General features: G+C 68.9%; 1 protein-coding gene and 1 pseudogene. Both read right to left on the reverse strand.

Annotated elements, in window-relative coordinates:
• Positions 1 to 186: hypothetical protein (locus NBX02_RS10600; RefSeq protein ID WP_250291165.1), on the reverse strand; the 186-nt coding region annotated here is incomplete at its 3' end.
• 126 nt (positions 187 to 312) lie between these two features.
• Positions 313 to 713, reverse strand: a pseudogene (locus NBX02_RS10605) (class I SAM-dependent methyltransferase); the annotation flags it as partial.

Genomic DNA, 713 nt, shown 5'->3' on the forward strand with positions numbered 1-713 from the left:
CTGGCCGAGCCAGCCAAGATGATCTAGGGCGCCGGTCAGGTAGCGCGGATCCCATCCACGGCCGGCCGCACAGGTCATGATCCAGGAGAGTTTGTCGTTGTGTACGCTTTTTGGCCGCAAAAGCGTACACAACGACAAAATTATGCCGATCTTCTCCGGTGGCCGGCGTCCATCGAAGTGTGCCACTGTTTGTGGGGATACGTATGGTTACCTGGCCGGCGCTCTAGATGATCGATGAGACGGCTGGCCGGGCCGGCCCCGGCGGGCGGACGGAACTGTGTTCCGCGGGGCACTGTGTTCCGCGGGGCGCGGTCAGGCCGGCGCGCACTGCAGGTCCGGATGGTTGCCTCGCACGGCGCGGACGGTCAGCCGTACGTAGTCGACGACGGGCTCGGGCAGGCGCTCGGCGACCGCCCGGGTGAACGCGGCCCGTTCGTCGAGCGGCAGCCGGTCGAGATGAGAGCCGAGGACGACCGTTTCCAGGTAGCGCAGCAGCAGGTCGTCGTCGGGGAAGACCGCCGGGTCCGCCACCAGCGCCACCTCGGCGTCGACGAAGCCGGCGGCCCGCAGCCGGGCCCGCGTCCCGGCGACGTCGGCGAAGTTCCACACGTCCGGCACGTCGTCGACCAGGCTGTCGATGGCGCGGCTGACGTTCGCGATGTTCCCGTGCCCACCGCATTCGAAGACGAGCTGGCCGCCGGGGGCCAGCACGG

It is taken from the genome of Protofrankia sp. CiP1_Cm_nod1 (genome assembly GCF_920888515.1).
Lineage (GTDB): Bacteria > Actinomycetota > Actinomycetes > Frankiales > Frankiaceae > Protofrankia.